The 16,104-nt window shown below is 46.7% G+C and carries 16 protein-coding genes; 10 read left to right on the plus strand and 6 right to left on the minus strand.

All coding sequences use genetic code 11. The features are described 5' to 3' along the window. Window positions 1-4: 4 nt before the first annotated feature. The 5 genes from F8C67_RS02550 to F8C67_RS02570 are packed head-to-tail and all read left to right on the plus strand — an operon-like array spanning window position 5 to window position 5,520. Window positions 5-1,720, plus strand: coding sequence for a phospho-sugar mutase (locus F8C67_RS02550; protein ID WP_151666220.1), 1,716 nt, complete (start codon window positions 5-7; stop codon window positions 1,718-1,720). Window positions 1,721-1,747: 27 nt separating this feature from the next. Then, window positions 1,748-3,442 (plus strand): ArnT family glycosyltransferase, encoded by a 1,695-nt coding sequence (locus tag F8C67_RS02555; RefSeq protein ID WP_151666221.1) that lies wholly within the window; start codon window positions 1,748-1,750, stop codon window positions 3,440-3,442. Window positions 3,443-3,453: 11 nt separating this feature from the next. After that, complete coding sequence (locus F8C67_RS02560) at window positions 3,454-4,683, plus strand: TlpA family protein disulfide reductase (RefSeq protein ID WP_170266327.1); 1,230 nt, start codon at window positions 3,454-3,456, stop codon at window positions 4,681-4,683. A 1-nt stretch (window position 4,684) separates the two neighbouring features. Beyond that, the gene (locus tag F8C67_RS02565; protein ID WP_170266328.1) at window positions 4,685-5,176 is read left to right on the plus strand and encodes a YkgJ family cysteine cluster protein; all 492 of its coding nucleotides are present in this window, start codon (window positions 4,685-4,687) and stop codon (window positions 5,174-5,176) included. Next, a complete protein-coding gene (locus F8C67_RS02570; protein ID WP_151666223.1) occupies window positions 5,176-5,520 on the plus strand; it encodes a tRNA-binding protein in 345 nt (114 codons plus the stop codon). Before F8C67_RS02565 ends, F8C67_RS02570 begins: the two co-directional genes overlap by 1 nt. On the opposite strand, the gene F8C67_RS02575 is transcribed toward F8C67_RS02570, so the two are convergent. Then, a complete protein-coding gene (locus tag F8C67_RS02575; RefSeq protein ID WP_151666224.1) occupies window positions 5,517-5,840 on the minus strand; it encodes a heavy metal-binding domain-containing protein in 324 nt (107 codons plus the stop codon). The genes F8C67_RS02570 and F8C67_RS02575 overlap by 4 nt on opposite strands. Beyond that, window positions 5,837-6,667, minus strand: a complete 831-nt coding sequence (locus F8C67_RS02580; protein WP_151666225.1) for an ion transporter — start codon at window positions 6,665-6,667, stop codon at window positions 5,837-5,839. Before F8C67_RS02580 ends, F8C67_RS02575 begins: the two co-directional genes overlap by 4 nt. 358 nt (window positions 6,668-7,025) lie before the next feature. Here F8C67_RS02580 and F8C67_RS02585 point away from each other — a divergent pair, with 358 nt between their 5' ends. From F8C67_RS02585 to F8C67_RS02605, 5 genes are all read left to right on the plus strand, one after another. Continuing rightward, window positions 7,026-7,925, plus strand: a complete 900-nt coding sequence (locus tag F8C67_RS02585) for a helix-turn-helix transcriptional regulator (protein WP_151666226.1) — start codon at window positions 7,026-7,028, stop codon at window positions 7,923-7,925. Further along, window positions 7,922-8,590 carry an RluA family pseudouridine synthase gene (locus F8C67_RS02590; RefSeq protein ID WP_151666227.1) on the plus strand — a complete coding sequence of 223 codons (669 nt, stop codon included), beginning with the start codon at window positions 7,922-7,924 and terminating at the stop codon, window positions 8,588-8,590. The genes F8C67_RS02585 and F8C67_RS02590 overlap by 4 nt, the downstream gene beginning before the upstream one ends. A gap of 32 nt (window positions 8,591-8,622) precedes the next feature. Next, the gene (locus F8C67_RS02595; RefSeq protein WP_151666228.1) at window positions 8,623-8,847 is read left to right on the plus strand and encodes a PLDc N-terminal domain-containing protein; all 225 of its coding nucleotides are present in this window, start codon (window positions 8,623-8,625) and stop codon (window positions 8,845-8,847) included. A gap of 1 nt (window position 8,848) precedes the next feature. Continuing rightward, window positions 8,849-9,304 (plus strand): DUF1801 domain-containing protein, encoded by a 456-nt coding sequence (locus F8C67_RS02600; protein ID WP_151666229.1) that lies wholly within the window; start codon window positions 8,849-8,851, stop codon window positions 9,302-9,304. A gap of 75 nt (window positions 9,305-9,379) precedes the next feature. Next, window positions 9,380-10,222 carry a 1,4-dihydroxy-2-naphthoyl-CoA synthase gene (locus tag F8C67_RS02605; RefSeq protein WP_151666230.1) on the plus strand — a complete coding sequence of 281 codons (843 nt, stop codon included), beginning with the start codon at window positions 9,380-9,382 and terminating at the stop codon, window positions 10,220-10,222. 67 nt (window positions 10,223-10,289) lie between these two features. On the opposite strand, the gene F8C67_RS02610 is transcribed toward F8C67_RS02605, so the two are convergent. The 4 genes from F8C67_RS02610 to F8C67_RS02625 all read right to left on the minus strand — a co-directional run bounded on the left by F8C67_RS02610 (window position 10,290) and on the right by F8C67_RS02625 (window position 16,004). Then, window positions 10,290-10,718: an FKBP-type peptidyl-prolyl cis-trans isomerase gene (locus F8C67_RS02610; protein ID WP_151666231.1), complete on the minus strand. Its 429-nt coding sequence runs from the start codon at window positions 10,716-10,718 to the stop codon at window positions 10,290-10,292. Between the two features lie 103 nt (window positions 10,719-10,821). After that, a complete protein-coding gene (locus F8C67_RS02615; RefSeq protein ID WP_151666232.1) occupies window positions 10,822-11,703 on the minus strand; it encodes a patatin-like phospholipase family protein in 882 nt (293 codons plus the stop codon). Next, complete coding sequence (locus tag F8C67_RS02620; protein WP_151666233.1) at window positions 11,700-13,427, minus strand: sodium:solute symporter; 1,728 nt, start codon at window positions 13,425-13,427, stop codon at window positions 11,700-11,702. The genes F8C67_RS02615 and F8C67_RS02620 overlap by 4 nt, the downstream gene beginning before the upstream one ends. Window positions 13,428-13,526: 99 nt before the next feature. Continuing rightward, the gene (locus F8C67_RS02625; RefSeq protein ID WP_170266329.1) at window positions 13,527-16,004 is read right to left on the minus strand and encodes a PIG-L family deacetylase; all 2,478 of its coding nucleotides are present in this window, start codon (window positions 16,002-16,004) and stop codon (window positions 13,527-13,529) included. Window positions 16,005-16,104: the final 100 nt, after the last annotated feature.

Genomic DNA, 16,104 nt, shown 5'->3' on the forward strand with positions numbered 1-16,104 from the left:
CCCTATGACCTTGGATCCGAACATCCTCAAGAAAGCTGAATCTTGGCTGCGCGAACCCATTGATGGCAAAGCTCAAGCCGAGGTTAGACGTATGATTGACACCGACCACGACGCGCTGGTTGAATGCTTTTATAAAGACCTCGACTTTGGAACCGGCGGAATGCGCGGAATCATGGGTGTAGGTTCAAACCGCATTAATCGTTACACCCTCGGGCAAGCAACACAGGGATTGTCGAACTACCTCAGAAAACAGTTCCCAAACGAGACTATTTCGGTAGCTATCGCTTTTGATTCAAGGAATAATTCCGACACCCTTGCACTCGATGTGGCAAAGGTGTTTGCGGCCAATGGTATTTCTGTTCGACTCTTCGAGAGCCTTCGTCCGACTCCCGAGCTCTCGTTCACCATCAGACATCTGAATTGCCACGCTGGAATCGTTCTCACCGCCTCGCACAACCCCAAGGAATACAACGGCTATAAGGTCTATTGGAATGATGGAGGTCAGCTCGTACCTCCGCATGACAAGGCCATCATTGAAGAAGTGAGAAACGTAGAACTATCTCAAGTTCAGTTCTCGAATGATGACGCAATGATTAAGCGCATCGGCGAATCTGTTGACCGCGCCTACCTAGAGCAAGTACAGCAATTATCCATTGGCAATGCCGGGAAAGATGAACTCAAGATTGTTTTCACCCCGCTCCACGGCACCAGTGTAGTTCTGATGGAACAAGCACTAAAACTCACTGGATTCAAGAATGTTAGTCTCGTTGTAGATCAATCCGAACCTGATGGAAATTTCCCAACAGTTGATTCCCCAAACCCCGAAGAAGCCGCTGCGCTCGACATGGCCGTAAAACAAGCCGACCGTGAAGGAGCCGACTTGGTGATTGGGTGCGATCCCGACACGGACCGCGTTGGTATTGCTGTTCGTGACCACGCGGGAAATATGAAACTCCTAAACGGTAACCAAACGGGTGCCGTTCTGATGGACTATATTCTTGGTCAACTTCACGCTAAGGGCAAACTTCCTAGCAACGCGTTCTCTGCAACGACCATTGTAACGAGTAACTTGATGGAGGATATCGCATTGGGTTACGGAGTTGAATCTATGCGCTGCCTTACAGGATTTAAGTGGATTGCCGATTTGATTCGTGAGAATGAAGGCGCTAAGAAGTTCATTGTGGGCGGCGAAGAGAGTTATGGCTATATGGTTGGTGACTTCGTCAGAGACAAAGACGCCATATCTGCGGCTGTAATGATTGCCGAAGCTGCAGCCTATGCAAAGTCCATTGGTTCGAGCTACCTAGGTCTACTCGATGAAATTCACAAGAAGCATGGATTCTATCTGGAGCGATTGATTTCAATCAAAAAAGAAGGAAAGGCTGGTGCCGAAGCCATCGCGAAGATGATGGAAGACCTACGCGCAAATCCACCAAAAGAGCTTGCCGAAAGAAAAGTAGTAGAACTAAAAGACTATCAGCAAGGCATCATTCGCAACTTGGTGGATGGAACGGAAAAACCAACCGGCTTACCGAAGAGCAATGTGATCCAAGTTGTTAATGAGAATGGCGATATCGCGACAGCTCGTCCTTCGGGAACTGAGCCGAAGATTAAGTTTTATTTCTCCGTAAAACGCGATTGGACCGGTGGTTCTTCGACCGAAATGGAGACGAAACTGAACGGCATCATCGACCGTATGCTGAAGGATTTGTCGATATAACCTGACTTCAAACCTCACCTTTATCCTATGGGATTATTTAAAAGATGGGCTGTAAACCTCATCTTCATCCTAACCGGACTAGTCTATCTTCTCGGGTTGTTTGTCGAAATTCTCGAGATTGATTCAGCCCAATACGCCGCTCTCAGTCGAGAGATGGTGGAAGGCGGTTCTTTTCTGGAAGTATATCAACAAGGGCGAGATTACCTTGACAAGCCTCCCTTTCTTTTCTGGTTGAACTCAGCTAGTTTCTACTTGTTCGGCTATGCCGCGTGGAGTTTCAAATTAGGCAGTGTACTCTTTAGCGCGGTTGGAGTAATCGCCACCTATAAGCTAGGTAACCTGCTGTATAACAAGCGTATTGGCTTTGTAGCCGCACTTATGCTGATGAGTAGTTTGGCTTTCGTCCTCATGAACAATGACGTACGAACCGACACTATTCTCACCTCAGCAGTAGTAATCGCCGTTTGGAAACTCACCGCTTACTTGTACTACAAGCGAAAGCGGGATTTGATTTGGGGATTCATAGCCATTGCCATAGCCATGATGACAAAAGGTCCGCTAGGACTTCTCATCCCGCTTATGGCACTTGGAAGCTATACCATCGGACGACAGAAATACAAGGATTTGTTCCGATACCAGTGGGTACTTGGAATTTTGCTTGTAGCCGTTTTACTCATCCCAATGAGTTACGGATTGTATACGCAGTTCGACGCTCACCCGGAGAAGGTCGTATACATGCCGACACCCGATGGATTGGTACCGCAGGATAGCCTGAGCGGACTCAAGTTCTTTTATTGGGATCAGAGTTTCGGAAGAATTACTGGGGATAACCCTTGGCACAACAATGCCGGACCGTTCTTCTTTGTGCACACCTTCTTATGGAGCTTTTTCCCTTGGTCCCTTTTGGCAGTTTGGGCCTTCTTCTGGAGGGTTGTAGGTGCCATCAACAGTGTACTGAGGAGAGAAAAGAAGCAAGAATGGCTCACCCTCGGAGGATTCATCTTGCCCATAATAGCTCTGAGTCTCTCGCAGTACAAGCTGCCGCATTACATCTATGTCGTACTTCCTTTTGCGGCCATCTTCACCTCTGAATTCACCCTAAGAATTGCCTACGAGAAATCGAAAGGCTGGTACAACACCGCGCTCGTTCTTCAAGGACTGAGTATCACCGTGGTAACAATTATCGGCTTGTTGATTGGATTCTACGTCTTCCCCGATGTGCCTTGGTCGTTATGGCTTGTATTTGGAACAGGAATGGTTGTGGCACTCTACTTCTTCTTCAAAGGATTAAACCTGGATAGACTCGTTCTTTCGAGCTCTATTGCCGCGTTAACAGGATATGCGTTCATCAATGGGCATTACTTCCCAAATTTGACCGACTATCAGCCTACAGATGAAGTAGCGAAGACGTTGAAAGGATACGATGTTTCAGAAGACGAGTTCTTCATTGATTCCAAGCGTGGCCGATTTAGCATGGCATACTTCACAGGATTCATACTCAACAGCGCACAGGAACATGTGGCTGAAGAAGGAGGATTCAAAAGCGGAGTTTATATCTACGTAGATGAACGCGGTAAGCGTCGATTAGACGAGAGTGGCGTTGAGTATACGATTCTTCAAATGTACCCTTCTTACCCCGTGACCATGCCAACACCTGAGTTCCTGAATAATGAGACCCGTAAGGATGCCGTGGAGGAAACGTATTTGTTGTTGACGGAATAAAAAGCAAAATGATGAAATCAGCACTAACCATACTCTTCGCCTCTGCACTTGTACTGAGCTGCTCAAATAACTCGGACTCATCAAAAGCGCCCATTCAAGAGGCGAATAACACGGCCGTAACTTGGCGTGGAGTGCTTCAAATGAATGACAGCACCGAATTACCGTTCAATTTCGTTGTAGAAGATGATCTGGTGACTATTACTAATGGCGAGGAAAAGGTGATTATCGATTCAATAGTTGAGGTTGGTGATACTACGGAACTGTATCTACCTGTATTCCAAACTGTTTTCAAAGTGCACCGCGATACTAAAACGTGGAATGGATACTGGCAAAAGTTAGACGCGGATGATTACCGCATGCCTTTCACGGCAAGTAAAGGAGTCGAATATCGATTCAATAACGTGGTTTGGAAAAGTGAAATAAGTCTCCCCGCTAAATGGGAAGTCACCTTGCGTTCAGGGACCGATAATGAAAAACCGGCCATCGGTGAATTTCACGTGAAGCCGAACGGAGCTGCAACAGGCACATTTCTAACTGAAACCGGAGATTACCGTTTTCTACAAGGCATGTTTGACGGCAGAAATCTTAAACTATCTGGTTTTGATGGAACTCATGCCTACTTCTTCGACGCCGTATATGACGGTCAACAGCTAAGCGGAACACACTACAGTGGTAAAACCTATGCTCAGCCTTGGACCGCTATTCCTAATGATGACTTTGAACTTCGAGATCCTACGCAGCTAACATTCATTAAAGACGGTTACGAAGGCATTTCGTTCAGTCTTCCTACTGTAAATGGGGAGGACTTCACATTTGATGGTAAGAGTACAAATGGACCAACCATTATTCAAATTATGGGATCTTGGTGCCCTAACTGTATGGATGAAACTCGCTACTTCAAACAACTTCACGAAAAGTATGCTGAACGAGGCTTGACAATCATCGGTATCACATACGAGTACAAACCTGAATTGGAAGAGGCAAAACCTGCGATTCAAAAAATGATTCGAGACCTCGACATCCCGTACACCATTGTTTATGGAGGTTTGGCTAATCCAGAAAGCATCGCCACTACCCTGCCCATGATTGAAAACTTCATGTCTTATCCAACATCAATTTTCATAGATTCTGAAGGTAATGTTCGACGAATTCATACCGGGTTCAGCGGACCAGGAACGAGCGAATTTGAGCCTTACTCTGTGGAAACAGAAGCTTTGATTGAAGAAATGCTCGGCGAATAGTATGTCACACGAACTTCTTCCCGACTTGAGACAATTGGCAAGTGCCAAGCGGAAACCGCATCAGAAATTGATGCGCCGACTTGCCAAGGCTGACGGGAAAAAGGTCGACAAGGCAATTCATGAGCTTCACGACGAGGTGTTCGCATGCACCGATTGCCTCCAATGTGCGAACTGTTGCAAAACCACAGGACCTCTTTTCACGCGAAAGGACATAGATCGAATCAGCAAGCATTTACGAATGAAGCCTGCGGAGTTCGAGTCGGAGTACTTGAGGGTAGATGAGGACAATGATTTTGTTCTTCAGCAGGTTCCATGCAGGTTCTTGGAAGATGACAATAAGTGCAGCATCTATGAAGTACGTCCGAAAGCCTGCAGAGAATATCCACATACGGACAGAATCAAGCAGCAGCAGATTTTGAATCTTACACGGAGAAATGCATCGGTTTGTCCGGCCGTTTACACCATCCTTGAAAAGCTCAATGAACAATTCTGATGGGCACCACAGATATTCATAATTTCTTCGAATCAGAACTACATGTGGGAACGATTACTCAAGTTGAGCCGTTGCCAAAAGCGCATGTTCCGGCTTGGGTACTCACCATTGACTTTGGCCCTTTGGGAATCAAGAAAAGCTCTGCACGAATCACGCGATTGTACAATGCGGAAGACCTTATTGGACAGCAGATTATAGCCGTGACAAACCTACCTCCACGACAGGTGGGCAAGGTAATATCGGAATGCCTGGTACTTGGCCTACCCTCGTCAGACGACGCCGATACAGAAGTCGTACTTCTCCAACCAGAGCGCCCGGTTGATAACGGAACACGGGTATCTTAAAACTCGAGTTTTACTGCTGTTCCAGAGGCGCTGACCATCAACATACTTCCATTCGCTCCGATTACTTCATAGTCGATATCTACGCCTACGACCGCATCTGCTCCAAGTTGCGCCGCTCGCTGTTCCAACTCCCTAAGTGCTGTAGTTCGAGCTTCGAGAAGTACTTTTTCATAGGAACCAGATCGGCCGCCTACGAAATCGCGAATACCTGCGAAAATGTCTTTGAAGAAGTTGGCGCCGATGATGGTTTCACCTGCTACAACGCCTCTGTATTCCGAAATCTTCCGGCCTTCTACTGAGTTTGTTGTGGTTACAATCATGAGTCTTTGGTTGATTCTATTTTGAGGCTTGCTCCGCAATTGAAGCAATGATTTGCATCTTCAACGTGCCCTTCGGCCCCACAATTGGAACAAATGGGCCCCTTGAGGTCTTTCTTTTCGTCTCGCCTAGCATAGACGAACTCAGAGGTTACAATGCCAGTTGGAACGGCAATGATTCCATATCCCAAAAGCATGATGACAGAGGCGAGCATTTTACCCAGTGGAGTTTCAGGTGAGATATCGCCATACCCCACAGTTGAAAGGGTTACGATTGCCCAGTAAATAGAATTGGGGATATCCTGAAATCCACTTTCCTCCCCTTCTATCACATACATCAGGGAACCAAGAATGGTCACTAGAATGAGAATGCTCAGAATAAACACGCTAATCTTACGGCTGCTGGAAATGAGTGCGCGCATCATTAGCATGCCATCGCGACTGTAATGGTACAGCTTCATGACACGGAAGACGCGTAAAATTCGCAGACCACGAATCACGATCAAATACTGTGGTCCTGCTACGAGCAACGATAAATACGTTGGAAGAACCGAAATCAAATCAATTACACCGAGAAAGGAAAAGACATAACCTTTGGGTTTCTCTGAAATGGCCACGCGCAGAATATATTCAATGGTGAAGAGCGCTGTGAACACCCATTCCAGAATTAGGAAGAGGTCGTGATACTTTTCGTTCAGACTTTGAACGCTATCGAGCAGTACGACTAGGATACTGGCCACAATGGCCCAAATGAGGATTACGTCAAATGCTTTTCCAGAGGGAGTATCGGACTCGAAAATTATCCGTTCCAGTTTAGCTTTCATGGTCATAGAACGAATATAGTGAAATAGCGGTGAGAGAATTAGTGGCTGAGGGTGGTGTTTCTACTGGCGGATGGCTGGCAAGCTGCATAATCGCAAAACGCAAATTGGAAATTAATGCGTGATTTATCGTGGCGGGAGGCTACAGGCGTCAGGCTTGAGGCGTCAGGCGTCAGGCTTCAGGCTTCAGGCTTCAGGCGTCAGGCTTCAGGCTTCAGGCTTGAGGCTTGAGGCTGGCTTAGCGTCACTCTATTTCAGGAAAGGTCAAGCTCTGCGTCCAACCCTCTAACCCTCTAACCCTCTAACCCTCCAACCCTCCAACCCTCTAACCTTCCATACGCCTCTCCAAATTCCCTACTTTTACCCCATGAACCTCAACGCTTCCCTTCCACGCTACGCCGTGATCATAGAAACCATCGTTAACCTTGAGTTTGCGACTGGCATTCAAATAAGTCGGAAACTGGTTGACCGTGGATTTGAGGCCACGGTGAAGTCGCTTCAAAAGGATATTACCGACATCCGTGACACCTTCGATATTGATATCCTCTTTCACAAAGGAAAGGATGCCTACTTCATTTCAGAGGGAGGTAAAGAAGCCACAGATCGTTTCCTTGAATTCATCGGAGTTTCGCGCGTTTCGGAGATTGTGGGTCAAGCTCTGCAAGAGCAAAAAGAGGTTTCGCCCTATCTCAGTTTTGAGCACGAAGGCCAGTGGGCCGGTACGCGCTGGCTTCCAGAACTTGTGAAGGCCGTGAAGTCTCATAAATGGGTTGGATTCGATTACCGAAAGTTTGAAACCGATCAGGTGAAGCATTATTCACTAATGCCCCTTCTTCTCAAACAGTATCAAGGAAGATGGTATCTGATTGGTCAGCAACAGAACGGCGAAGACCGAACCTTCGGAATCGATCGAATCGAAGAACTGAAGGTGCGCGATCAGTCTTTCACCCCTCCAGAAGGAGATCCTCGTGATCGATTTAGAAATGTGGTTGGATTAAACCACAGCAGAGATAAGGTGGAAACTGTGCGCTTCTCTTGCGAACCGGTGCAAGCGCAATACCTGAAGACACTTCCGCTTCATCGAAGCCAGAAAATCATTCGCGATGGTAAACTAGAAACCGTATTCGAGGTAAAGGTGATTCCAAATTATGAGTTCGTCCAGCGAATTCTCATGATGGGCGCCAAGGTGAAGGTAATTCAGCCAACCTCATTGGCAACTGAAATCTACAGTCACCTTCGCGAAGCCGCCAAGCAATACGAGTCTTGAACAGCATATCAAAAGCAGATATCCTCTATGAGGACCCTTACCTCATAGCAGTAAATAAGCCTGCTGGTTTAATGGTGGAGCCCGACAAATTTGGGAATCCCAGCGTGGTGCGTCAAACTGAACTCTTGCTCGAAAAGAAGCCAAAGATGAAAACCGGCTTAGGCGTCGTTCATCGACTGGATCGTCCGGTTTCTGGTGTTCTCGTTTTTGCCAAGACCCCAATGGCTCTCAAATCGCTGAACGAGCAAATAAGAAATAGGTCTGTTCAAAAGGAATACATGGCCCTAGTCAGTGGCCAACTGACTGGGTCTGGAAAGTGGACCCAATCATTGCGTAGATCGACCGATAGAAAGCGTGCCGAAATCTGTAAAGACGCGGGAAAAGACTGTCAGAGTGCGGAAACCAGATGGAAGGTCAGTGCTCATTTATCGGATCAAACGCTCCTTACCATTCAGCTTAAAACTGGCCGTTTTCACCAAATTCGAATGCATGCAAGTGCGAATGGACATCCCATTTTTGGCGATGAAATCTATGGTGGGCATTCATGGAAAAATACTGGCATCGCATTGCATTCAAGTCGATACTCTTTCGAACATCCAAAGACTGGAAGTCTCATTTCCATCGAATCTCCTCCTCCGTTTCTTTTGAGCCCTGCTGACCTTTAGTAATTTTGATTTCGCTCTAAACTCATTCGACTATGGATTTTGTGGTCTCAGGTACTGGTGTCATCATGACAATCATTCTAGTTCTCGCTTACTTTGCCGTATTTTACACGATATATGATGTAAACAAGCAGAAGCAGTTCAGTGGAACGCAAAGATTTATGTGGGTTTTCTTTCTGCTTTTCTTCAGTTTGATAAGTCTATTCATATACTGGACAGCCGGTAGACCTAGAAACACATCAACCTATAATCGAGATTAGAATGAATTATAAAGTAAGTTCCATCGAAGAGTATATGGAGGCCATTCCAGAAGAGCGCAAAGCCGCCATGGAAAAGCTCCGCGAAGTAATCAACCAAAACATCCCTGCCGGTTTCGAGGAAACCTTATCGTACGGGATGCCAGGATGGGTAGTTCCTCACAGTTTATATCCCGCTGGTTATCATTGCGATACAAAGCTACCTCTCCCCTTCTTGAGCATTGCATCCCAAAAGAACTTTATCGCCGTGTATCACATGGGGGTCTATGCAGATCCAAAACTGATCAAGTGGTTTCAAGAGGAATATACCAAGCGCGTTCCTACTAAGCTCGATATGGGGAAAAGCTGTGTCCGACTCAAAAAAACCGAGCACATTCCATACGACCTCTTTGGAGAACTGTGCACCAAAATGACTCCACAAGATTGGATTGACCTCTACGAAGCGAACATCAAGCGATAGGCCACGTTATCTATCTAATTTATCTTTGACACCACTCCGCCCACGCGGGTTTCCACAGAATAGAACAAACCGAATATGAGCAAGGCAAATTGGACCACCGTCCGAGAATTTGAAGACATCACGTACAAAAAGTCTGGTAAGGTTGCTAGAATCGCATTCAACCGCCCCGAAGTACGCAATGCATTTCGACCAAAGACTGTAGCAGAACTGTATCAAGCTTTTCTTGATGCACGCGAAGACACCAACATTGGCGTCGTGCTCTTCAGCGCTGAAGGTCCTTCCCCGAAGGATGGTGTATACAGCTTCTGTTCCGGAGGCGATCAAAATGCCCGTGGGCATCAGGGGTATGTAGACGATGACGGAATGCCACGCTTGAATATCCTCGAGGTTCAACGCCTTATTCGCTTCATGCCGAAGGTCGTTATCGCCGTTGTTCCTGGTTGGTCAGTTGGTGGTGGACATAGCCTCCACGTCGTTTGCGACCTTACACTTGCGAGTAAAGAGCACGCTATCTTTAAGCAAACGGACGCAGACGTCACCAGTTTCGACGGTGGGTATGGTTCTGCATACCTCGCCAAAATGGTTGGGCAAAAGAAAGCGCGCGAGATTTTCTTCTTGGGCAGAAACTACTCGGCCGATGATGCGGTTGCTATGGGAATGGCCAATGCCTCAATTCCGCATGACGAACTAGAAGACACAGCGTACGAATGGGCACAAGAGATCCTCGAAAAGTCTCCAACTTCCATCAAAATGCTCAAGTTCGCCTTCAACCTTACCGACGATGGAATGGTTGGTCAACAAGTATTCGCTGGGGAGGCAACTCGTTTGGCTTATATGACAGATGAGGCCAAGGAAGGAAGAAACGCCTTCCTCGAAAAGAGAAAACCAGACTTTTCCGATATCAAGTGGATTCCTTGATTTTGGAAAATTAGACATAAAAAAAGGCGCTCAATCGAGCGCCTTTTCTATTTCGAAAACTGCGAGATTAGAGAATCTCTACAATTTGAATGTCGAATGTAAGATCCTTACCAGCCAATGGGTGGTTAGCATCGATAGTGATAGTCTCTTCTTCTACTTCTTGAACTGTCACCTGCATTTCACGTCCGTCTGGTGAACCCGCAACCAAAATCTGGCCTACTTCAGGCTTGAGATCTTCTGGAAGCTGTGAACGCTCAACCTTGTGGAACAAATCTTTATTTACTTCGCCGTACGCGTCTTCAGGCTTAAGAGTAACCGTTTTCTTCTCGTTTACCTCCATACCTTCAACCGCCTTGTCAAACCCAGGAATCATCATTCCAGTGCCAACTGTGAACTCCAATGGCTCACGGTCTACGCTTGAATCGAAGATCTGACCGTCGTTCAATTTGCCGGTGTAGTGTACGCGTACTTTGTCGTTTGCTTTTACTGTGGACATAATCCGTTTTCTTTTTTCAAATAAGAGCGGCAAAGGTAAGGCCAATGAGAGGAAATGCCATGGAAATCAAGCAATTCCGACAAAGAGGCAGAATGGTGATGCATTATGACATGCCCAACTGCTCGATTTGAATGATGTCGGTAAACTTGTCACGCTTGCCCTTCTTCTCGCTCTCAGACTTCAAGGCGTCTTTAATGGCATCGATTTCCGAGCAACCAGCCTCGTAGCCAATGTCGAAGAGCTCTTTCAATTTCACCTTGTCGAAATCCAACGTTCCATAAGATCTCGCCTTTGGCGGATCTATTAGCGCGTCACATAAATCCATTCGGTAACGAACGTTCTGAAAGATGGCTAAGCGAAAAACTCTATCAGCCAATGCAGCTGTTCCATCAATCTCGTCAACCGCGCCCATGTGGTTCGCGTGCGATCCAATAATGTGAGAGCAAGAAGCTATCAATGGATCCACCGGAAAGTTGTTGAATAGTCCACCATCCACGAATACCTTCCCATCCATCTCATAGGGATGAAAAATGATGGGAATGGTCGCACTTGCCAGAGCCGCATGAATGGCATCCCCGCTCGTAAAAATAACCGGTTGGCCGCCCTTCACATCGCTAGCGGTAAGCGAACATGGTATCTTCAGTTCTTCAAAGTTGCATACGCCCACGGTCTCATGAAGTCTTTCATAGAGTCCTCCTAATCCTTTGCTGAATACGGTTCTGAGCAATTCAAACTTCGAAATCCGACTTTCAATATGGAGGTTGATGAATGCTTCAAGCATGTCGTCCGATTTCATTCCCGAAGCATGCATGACCGCAACAATAGCCCCCATACTCGTTCCAGAAACAGCATGAATGGGCACTTTGTGCTCCTCTAGAGCCTTCAACAAGCCAATGTGAACGACACCTCTGGCGCCTCCTCCCGAAAGACATAGTCCCACGGTTGGCTCTTCCTTACCTTTCCACAATTCTGTAAACCAGCTCACTCTTCGATCGGATCATTTAGTTCTGAACTAATGGTCATGTGCAGTAAGATTGCCAAACCAATCACAACCCCACAACCTATCACATTGTACATGAGGTATCCCAATTCGATTACGTCCATCACATTGAGGATGTGCACCGTAAGTACCGTCAGCTCCGCAATAACAGCTGCAGGGAAAAGCGCTTTTGCCTTTATCTTCTTAAAGAAGAAAGCGATTAGGAAGATTCCCAAGATGGTTCCATAGAACAGGGATCCAAGAATGTTAACCAACTCAATTAAGTTGTCTACCAATTGTGCCGAAAGTGCAATAACTATGGCAAGCATTCCCCAAAGAGCTGTGAACAGCTTCGATACGCTTAACGTAGCAGCTTCATTGATTTCTTCCTCTTCCTCATCTTCTGATTTAGGGGATCGAAGCCGGTTGTAGAAGTCCACGACCGTTGTGCTCGCAAGCGCATTTAATTCTCCTGCGGTTGATGACATCGCCGCCGAAAGAATCACCGCCAGCAATAGCCCAACGATGCCAATCGGCATATGGTCCATGATAAACGTGAGAAAGATGTAGTCGCTGTCCTCCGTTTCAATATCCTCATCAACCCTTTCCAAGAAGCGCTTCATCTCACGGCGCTCAATTTCTGCTGCATGGTCGAAGTGAAGGATGTCCTCTTCATATTCCATCCTATGCGCTGCGTCAGCATTGAGCCATTTAGCCACGGCTTCTTGCTTCTGCATCTGTATATCTCGGAATCGTTCTTCGTGTATCTCAACTTGACCTCCAAAACCCATTTCTTCGGCCTTCTCAATACCGGCCGTGTTGAATACTACGGGCGGAATATTCACTTGATAGAAAATGAAAACCATCACCCCCACCAAGAGAATAAAGAACTGCATTGGGACTTTAAAGAGCCCGTTAAAAATCAACCCTATCCTACTTTCCTTCAAGGATTTACCACCAAGATAGCGCTGAACCTGACTCTGATCCGTACCGAAATAGCTCAGGGCCAGGAAGAGTCCTCCTGTCAAGCCAGACCATATCGTATACCGGTTTTCAAAGTCTAAATCTGTATTGATGATTTCCATCTTTCCCAACACACCCGCTAAATCAATACTGTCGGTGAAACTCATCGAGTCCGGAAGTTTCCAAACAATGATTCCGAAGGCCAAGACCATACCCGCGAGGATAATGGTCATCTGCCAGCGTTGCGTCATGCTCACCGCTTTCGTACCGCCGCTTACGGTGTACAGAACCACAAGAATGCCCACAATCAAGATGGTCATCTGAAGGTTCCACTGCATAATCTTGGAAAGAATAATTGCCGGAGCATAAATCGTAATTCCAGCCGCAAGCCCTCTAGATACCAAGAACAACAACGCGGTTAGAAGTCGGGTACGAAGATCGAATCTCCCCTCTAGATATTCATAGGCCGTGTAGACCTTCAACTTATAATATATGGGGAGGAAAAAGGCGCAAATAATGACAATTGCTATGGGCAAGCCGAAGTAGAATTGGACGAAGCCCATGCCGTCCTCGTAGGCTTGTCCAGGCGTACTCAAAAAGGTAATTGCCGATGCCTGAGTGGCCATGATGGAAAGGCCAATGGTCGACCATGACATCTCTTCGCCACGAAGGAATCCATTCAAGTTTTGATTCCTGCTCTTGTAAATTCCAAAGAGCACGATCAGTACAAGTGTTCCGCCTAGAACTAACCAGTCAACTAAATGCATCAGTTATAGAAATAGGTTAGAAAGCCGAATAATGCGATTTCTACCAGTAGTGCGACGAGCACTAGAGCGTAGACCTGGCTCCATTGTTTGAATAGTGGTTTACTCATAGGACAAAATATTGGCTAGTAGTCGGAATGCTCCAGGAACACCTGCGGGCAGCTCTCTAAAGAAACTAATTCCCGTGTAGGTAAATGTTCCTTCGCCGAACTCCGCAAATAGCAAGCCACCGATTTGATCATCTTCACCTGTGTCGTGCCATGAAATTAGCGGAGTATACTTAGCGTCCCATTCACCTGCGAAATAAAGTCCCCTTTCCTGAACCCAGCCTTCAAAATCGTCAAAGCTAATCTCGTTTGGCGTGGTAAAGTATGGGTGGTCCTCTACTAGAATCTCAACTTCGGCATCTTCCTCTGTTACTCGGCTTCTGCTCAATGCAAATGGATATGGACCGAGATCAGAGGTGAGCAAGTCTCTCGTGGCCGTGTTGTATTGAACAATGAGGTTTCCGCCTCCGCTAACATAGTTCATCAAGGATTCGCGATAATTCAACAGCCAAGGATGAACATTGTACGCCCTAATCCCAATCACGATGGCCTTGTATTCACTTAGAGATGATTTGGAGGCCAAATCGGATTCCGACAAACGCTCGACCGTGAATCCCATCTGCTCAATGGCAATATCTACCTCATCGCCGGCTCCTTGAATGTATCCTATATTTCCAGCATTGATGTCGAGGGAAAGACGCACTACGCGTACTGAAGCGTCTCCAAAAACAGACTGAGTAGGTATATGCGTGTATTCTATTTCTGAATACTCTTGAACAGGCGATTTCACGCGATCCATAAGCGGTCTGATTTCCCCTTCACTTGCATTGGCAGGTGGAGTAACCTCAAAGGCCACAACCTTCTCTTCATACAGGTTTGTGAGCGAAAGCGGGATGCTAGAAGGGGTATACGTCCATCCTTCAGGTACATCGAGTTTCACGGATGTACTGAAATTTGGATCAAATGCTTTTACTCTTACCCGTACGGTCTTCGATTCGGAGTTCGCAAAAATCTCAACATCTTTATCGAAAGTTGCCGTGGCCATAGGAGATGCGATATACGGACGTCGCTGCTCTCCATCTACTCTATCGCTCCAACGGTAATCCACAGGAACCACAACTTCAAAAGGCATATTCTGATACTCAAGCATCAAGTGCATCACAATTGTGGGCGGATTCTCAGGAAGTCCAATCAACTCTTGATTATCAACTTCATAGGTAGTTCCAAAAGGCGCTCTAAGCCAGTAGGGTTGGGATATTTTTTGTGGATTTGACGGTGTCACATCCATTTCCCAATACTCATTTTGTGGCAGTGGCTGTGGTTGCTTAAGATATGCAGACCCCATGCCATCAATCACTTTGAAATTCACTTGGGTAAGCACCATTTCATCCGTAGTACGCGGCATGAACCTCAGTTTTATTTGAGGAACCCCACCCGTTGGCAGAACGTATTCATGCGCAACGGCTTCAACAAATAGTCCGCCGCACATGGCGATCAACTCATCCAACTCGCGCATCTTTATGCTTTTCCAATGGTCTTCAATATCAGAGGAAGCCACTTCATTTCTCAAGGTTACCAACGCCGGTAAACTCGCAGCGGGATCAGCAGGGTTGAACTGCTCTTGAATTGCCTTACTCATCAATATGATCTTCTCCGAAGCTCCTATGGTTTCCCATGAAGTTTCAATATGGCTTAGAAGATCACCTTCTAGGACCTCACCGTCGAGGTGCTGAAAGTATTCGAAAGTTTCGCCGCGCATAATGCTCACCCCAAACCCTTGGCATCTGTGCTGACTTCTTGCTAGTGAGCCAATCTCGTTATACGAAACGCCCATGATCGGATCGTATCCGCCGATGTCAGATTTGAAATAATTGGGGTCGTGCGTTGCGAGTGAATCCAAATTCGGATCCCAGCGCCAGCTGTACGTATTCCAATAAATGGAAGTAGGCTGCCATGGCTCTACCCATTCTAACTGATTCATAAATGCGGTATCACTTCCGGCAAGTCCGAATGCCTCTATAGCAAGCATAGCCGAGGCGGTGTGATGCCCGTGTCCGCCTCTTGCGTCTGGTGGGAAACGCGTAACAATCACATCAGGACGAAATTTACGTATGGCCCAAACTACATCGCCTAGGACGAGACGCTTGTCCCACTTTTCAATGGTTTCATCCGCTGTTTTTGAGTAGCCGAAGTCCACAGCTCTGGAGAAGGCTTGTGTTCCACCGTCGATAGACCTTGCGGCAAGAAGTTCTTGGGTTCGAAGAATACCGAGGTGTGGACCAAGTTCGGTACCTATCATGTTCTGCCCTCCATCACCTCGAGTTAGCGACAAGTAGCGCACGTACGCATTCTCGCCGTTGCTCAACCAAGCAATCACCCTGGTGTTCTCATCATCGGGATGAGCCGCTACATAGAGAACCTTTTTGAAACTGTTAAGGCGTTGAAACTTCTTCTGAATTTCTGCAGATGACTGAGCCTGAAGCACAAACGTGAAAAGCAGTGCAGACGCGGTCAGCGTGAATTTAATGCGCATAAAATTTCCCCTGATTAAGTGGTGAAGATACCAAACACAACCACAAAGTGAATGTAATTTCGAACATGTCATGCCGTATATTCGTTAACTTAGCCGAAAC

The sequence above is a fragment of the Phaeocystidibacter luteus genome (assembly GCF_008933115.1).
Lineage (GTDB): Bacteria > Bacteroidota > Bacteroidia > Flavobacteriales > Schleiferiaceae > Phaeocystidibacter > Phaeocystidibacter luteus.